General features: G+C 55.3%; 3 protein-coding genes. All 3 read left to right on the top strand.

Annotation, left to right across the window (positions count from 1 at the left end; translation table 11 throughout):
• The first annotated feature begins 30 nt into the window (after window positions 1-30).
• Window positions 31-3,129 carry a beta-galactosidase gene (locus FKM52_RS21150; RefSeq protein WP_281285008.1) on the top strand — a complete coding sequence of 1,033 codons (3,099 nt, stop codon included), beginning with the start codon at window positions 31-33 and terminating at the stop codon, window positions 3,127-3,129.
• Window positions 3,130-3,197: 68 nt separating this feature from the next.
• Window positions 3,198-4,460, top strand: coding sequence for an MFS transporter (locus tag FKM52_RS21145; RefSeq protein WP_141178079.1), 1,263 nt, complete (start codon window positions 3,198-3,200; stop codon window positions 4,458-4,460).
• Window positions 4,461-4,816: 356 nt separating this feature from the next.
• On the top strand, window positions 4,817-5,497 hold a 681-nt coding region (locus tag FKM52_RS21140; RefSeq protein ID WP_141178078.1), incomplete at its 3' end, for a hypothetical protein.

Here is a 5,497-nt window from a genome sequence, read left to right as displayed (position 1 = left end):
GTGAGCGCATCGCAAAATAAGGAACCGAATATGATGGTAAAAGCAGGCTCGCCCGCCGCTTCACTCAGCGCTATCCTGGCGCGCCGCGACTGGGAAAACCCGGCGGTCACTCAACTCAACCAGCTTCCGGCGCATCCGCCGTTTTGCAGCTGGCGTGCGCCGGAAGCCGCACGAGACGATCGCCCTTCCACCAGCCTGCAGAGCCTCAACGGACGCTGGGCGTTCAGCTATTTCACACAGCCGGAAGCCGTACCGGAAAGCTGGCTACAGGAAGATTTGCCTGATGCAGATGAAATCAGCGTACCGTCAAACTGGCAAATGCTGGGTTACGATGCGCCTGTTTATACCAACGTAAACTATCCCATTCCGGTTAATCCGCCTTTTGTACCGGCAGAAAACCCAACCGGATGTTATTCGCTCACATTCAGTGTAGATGAAGCCTGGCTGGCAAGCGGCCAGACGCGCATTATCTTTGACGGCGTCAATTCCGCCTTTCACCTGTGGTGCAACGGCCACTGGATCGGCTACGCGCAGGATAGCCGGCTGCCTTCCGAATTCGATGTTAGCGCGGCGCTTAAGCCGGGCGCTAATCGTCTGGCGGTGATGGTGCTGCGCTGGAGCGACGGCAGCTACCTGGAAGATCAGGATATGTGGCGCATGAGCGGTATTTTCCGCGACGTCTCGCTGCTGCATAAGCCGCTAACCGCCATCAGCGATATGCAGGTAGAAACGCACCTGAATGAAAGCTTCAGCTATGCCGAGCTTGAGGCGCGCGTTACCGTTCACGGCGATAGCCTGGAGAAGGTACAGGTAACGCTCCAGCTCTGGGCCGGCGCAGAAAAGCTGGGCGAATGTCAGCAGCCGCTCGGCAGCGATATTATTGATGAGCGCGGCGCCTGGAACGATCGCACAACGTTGCGCCTGCCGGTTAACGCGCCGCAGCTGTGGAGCGCAGAGACGCCAACGCTTTATCGTCTGGTGGTATTGCTGCACGACGACAGCGGCGCGCTGCTGGAAGCGGAAGCGTGCGACGTCGGTTTCCGTAAGGTAGAAATCAGCCAGGGGTTGCTTAAGCTGAACGGTAAACCGCTGCTGATCCGCGGCACCAACCGCCATGAACATCATCCGGAAAACGGTCAGGTGATGGATGAAGAAACCATGCGGCGCGATATTCTGTTAATGAAACAGCATAATTTCAACGCGGTGCGCTGCTCTCACTATCCCAACCATCCGCTCTGGTATCGGCTGTGCGACCGCTACGGCCTGTATGTGGTGGACGAAGCGAATATCGAAACGCACGGCATGGTGCCGATGAGCCGGCTGACCAGCGATCCTGCCTGGCTGCCCGCGATGAGCGAGCGCGTAACGCGTATGGTGCAGCGCGACCGCAACCATCCCTCAATTATTATCTGGTCGCTGGGCAATGAATCGGGCCACGGCATCAATCACGATGCGCTCTACCGCTGGATTAAATCCAACGATCCAACGCGTCCGGTACAGTACGAAGGCGGCGGCGCCAACAGTGCGGCAACGGATATTGTCTGCCCGATGTACGCCCGCGTCGATCAGGATCAGCCGTTCCCGCAGGTGCCGAAATGGTCGATTAAAAAGTGGATTGGCATGCCGGACGAGCATCGTCCGCTGATTTTGTGCGAATACGCGCATGCGATGGGCAACAGCTTTGGCGGCTTTCATAAATACTGGCAGGCGTTCCGTCAGCATCCGCGCCTGCAGGGCGGCTTTGTCTGGGACTGGGTTGATCAGTCGCTTACCCGCTACGATGAAAACGGCAAGCCTTATGCCGCCTACGGCGGCGACTTTGGCGATACGCCCAACGATCGTCAGTTCTGCATGAATGGCCTGGTATTCGCCGATCGCACGCCGCATCCGGCGCTTTATGAGGCCCAGCAGGCGCAGCAGTTTTTCCAGTTCAGGCTGAAAAACGAAGCGCCGGTTACGCTGGAAGTCACCAGCGAATACCTGTTCCGCCGCAGCGACAACGAGCAACTGATCTGGACGCTGGCGCAGGAAGGCCGCCCGCTGGCCAGCGGCACGGTCAGGCTGGATATTGCGCCAGAAGGTTCGCAGCAGGTTGTGCTGGATAAGCTGCCGACAATCACCGAAGGCGGCCAGCTCTGGTTAACGGTGCAGGTAGAGCAGATTGCCGCTACCGCCTGGTCAGAGGCGGGCCATATTTGCGCCTGGCAGCAGTGGCGTCTGGCGGCGCCGTTAACGCTGCCCGCCACGCCATCCGTTAAGGGCGAAGCGCCACGGCTCGCCGTCAGCGAAGCTGACTTCACTATTGAGCTTGGCGCCCAGCGCTGGCAGTTTAGCCGTGACAGCGGCCTGCTGACGCAGTGGTGGAAAGCCGGACAGCCCGCGCTGCTTCAGCCTTTACAGGATCAGTTTACCCGTGCGCCGCTGGATAACGATATCGGCATCAGCGAAGCGGCGCGCATCGATCCCAACGCCTGGGTAGAGCGCTGGAAGGCGGCAGGTTTTTATCAGATGGAACCGCAGCTGGAGCTGTGCGAAGCGGAGCAGCTCAGCGCTGAAGTACAGCTGCGCACCGTACACAGCTGGCGCTGGCAGAACAAAATACTGTTTATCAGCCGGAAAACCTGGCGCATTGATAGCGCGGGTGAACTGCATATCAGCGTGGATGTGGATATCGCTGCCGGCATTCCGGCCCCGGCGCGTATCGGCCTGAGCTGTCAGCTGGCAGAGGTCCATCCACAGGTCAACTGGCTCGGCCTTGGCCCGCACGAAAACTATCCCGACCGCAAACAATCCGCCCGCTACGACCGCTGGCAATTACCGCTGGAAGCGCTCTATACGCCTTATGTATTCCCCGGTGAAAACGGCCTGCGCTGCGATAGTGAGTGGCTACAGTATGGCGACAGCGAATGGCGCGGACGCTTTCACTTCAATCTCAGCCGCTACAGCCAGCGGCAGCTGCATGAGGTTACGCATCGACATCTGTTACGGGAAGAGCCGGGAAGCTGGCTCAATCTGGATGGGTTCCATATGGGCGTCGGCGGCGACGATTCCTGGAGTCCCAGCGTCTCGCCGGAGTACCTGTTACAGGACCACCATTATCACTATGCCGTAAGCTGGGTGCGCCGCTAACGCGCGTCTGACGTTAACCGGAGCGGGTCTGCCCAGTCCGCTCCGGACTGACCCAAAGGAATAACGCTATGTATTACCTGAGAAATACTAACTTCTGGATGTTCGGGCTGTTCTTCTTTTTCTATTTCTTCATTATGGGAGCCTATTTCCCCTTCTTTCCCATCTGGCTGCATGACATCAATCACCTGAGCAAAAGCGATACCGGCATCGTATTCGCCAGCATTTCGTTTTTTTCATTGCTGTTTCAGCCGGTATTTGGCCTGCTATCCGATAAGCTCGGCCTGAAAAAGCATCTGCTGTGGATTATCACCGGTATGCTGGTGATGTTTGCGCCCTTCTTTATCTATGTGCTTGGTCCGCTGCTACAGACCAATATCCTGCTGGGCGCTATCGTCGGCGGTATCTATCTGGGCTTTATCTATAACGGCGGCGCGCCGGCGATTGAAGCCTATGTGGAAAAAGTCAGCCGCCGCAGCCAGTTTGAATTTGGTCGTGCGCGCATGTTCGGCTGCGTCGGCTGGGCGCTGTGCGCCTCGATTGTCGGCATTATGTTTACTATCAATAACCAGTTCGTCTTCTGGCTCGGCTCCGGCTGTGCGGTGATTCTGGCTATACTGCTGTTTATCGCTAAGCCACAGGCGCAGCCTTCAGCGCAGGTGGCTGATACGCTGGGCGCTAACCATTCGCCTTTTAGCCTGCGTCTGGCGCTGGAACTGTTTAAAGATCGCAAACTCTGGTTCCTTTCGCTTTATGTGGTAGGCGTTTCCTGCACCTACGACGTTTTCGATCAGCAGTTTGCCAACTTCTTTACCTCGTTCTTCGCCACCGGCGAGCAGGGAACCCGCGTTTTCGGCTATGTCACTACTATGGGTGAGCTGTTGAACGCCTCGATCATGTTCTTCGCGCCGTTAATCGTAAACCGTATCGGCGGCAAGAACGCGCTGCTGCTGGCAGGCACGATTATGTCTGTACGCATTATCGGCTCTTCCTTTGCTACTTCTGCGCTGGAAGTAGTGGTGCTGAAAACGCTGCATATGTTTGAAGTGCCATTCCTGATTGTCGGCTGCTTTAAATACATCACCAGCCAGTTTGAAGTGCGCTTCTCAGCCACCATTTATTTGGTCTGCTTCTGCTTCTTTAAACAGCTGTCGATGATCTTTATGTCGCTTTTTGCGGGCTATATGTACGACAGCATGGGCTTCCATGGCGCTTATCTGGTGTTAGGACTTATCGCCTTCTCTTTTACGCTGATTTCTCTATTTACACTTAGTGGAGAGGGACCGCTCAGCCTGATGCGAGCGCGCAGCAGGAATAAAGCGAAACCAGCCTGAAACAAATTTATCGGGGCTATCGGCTCCGATAATTACCTCAACAAATAATTAGCGCCGCAGCAGTTTAAGCTGCGGCTTTTTATATTCCTGCGCTTTATCTCTGTTTAATAACTACCTCTGCCAGGCGTAACATCCTCTCCTGAAATTTTCACCTTTCCTTTTTTACTCTCGCCCAATTAATTATCAAACAAATCATTAATTACCAAGCCATCCAGTAACCACCACATCAATTATTATTTCCAAAAATTAAAAGCCGAAAAATTGACATGGCTGACAAAGAAGTTTAATTTTGCCTTTACTGTATAAATATACAGTATTTGTTTTTATGTTATTTTCACGTCAAAGAGGAATTTATTATGTGTGATGAGGATAATCACGTGCCAATCGATCCGGCAGCGGAAAACAGCATTACCGCACCCGCCGGAGAGGAAAGCCATAATGCAACCAGCCTTGTAGCAAAAGCAATTTCGCCAGCCAGCCTGGGTAGCGAGCTTTATGAATACCTGGGTGAAGGACTCTTTCAGTTTGCTTCACAGAAAAAGCCCTGTTTTCTGCTGTATCTTAATCCTCTCTCCTGGGTATGGAGTATGGAACGCAGCAACGGCGACGGCGTCGCCGCCTGCTTCGCCACTACGGCAGAAAAGCGGGCAGCAATTACCGAGCTGACCGGTTTTGCCCCGCCACCGAAATATACCCTGGACATGCTCAATAAGGCGGCAGCTGTAATGACCAGAGCGAGCGCGCTGGCGATGACAAATGCTGCCGGACGGCTACAGCTGGCAATAGGAGGAGCTGGCGCAGTAACGCTCGCCGGCGATACGGCGCTCATGATGTCCCGTGCCGGTATGCTGCTCAGCCGGGCGGTGGCGTTACATCCCATCGGCGCCGCCATTACCGTGTTGACGATAGCGTACTATGCTGGTGGCGGCAGGCTTAAATTGCCCCGTGTGCCCATGGCGCTTTCCGTCCCGCTGAGCAAGATACAGGGGAGCTTCCAGAATCTGTATCCGGATACCAAAACGGCAAATCTGCCCATA

The organism is Mixta tenebrionis (genome assembly GCF_006517625.1).
GTDB classification, from domain to species: domain Bacteria; phylum Pseudomonadota; class Gammaproteobacteria; order Enterobacterales; family Enterobacteriaceae; genus Mixta; species Mixta tenebrionis.
The sequence above is the reverse complement of the archived record's forward strand: the minus strand, read 5'-3'. Positions and strand labels throughout refer to the sequence as shown.

Bases quoted from the DNA above. Each gene is read 5' to 3' on its own strand.
- FKM52_RS21150 (WP_281285008.1), top strand. From the start codon at position 31: ATGATGGTAAAAGCAGGCTCGCCCGCCGCTTCACTCAGCGCTATCCTG.
- FKM52_RS21145 (WP_141178079.1), top strand. From the start codon at position 3,198: ATGTATTACCTGAGAAATACTAACTTCTGGATGTTCGGGCTGTTCTTC.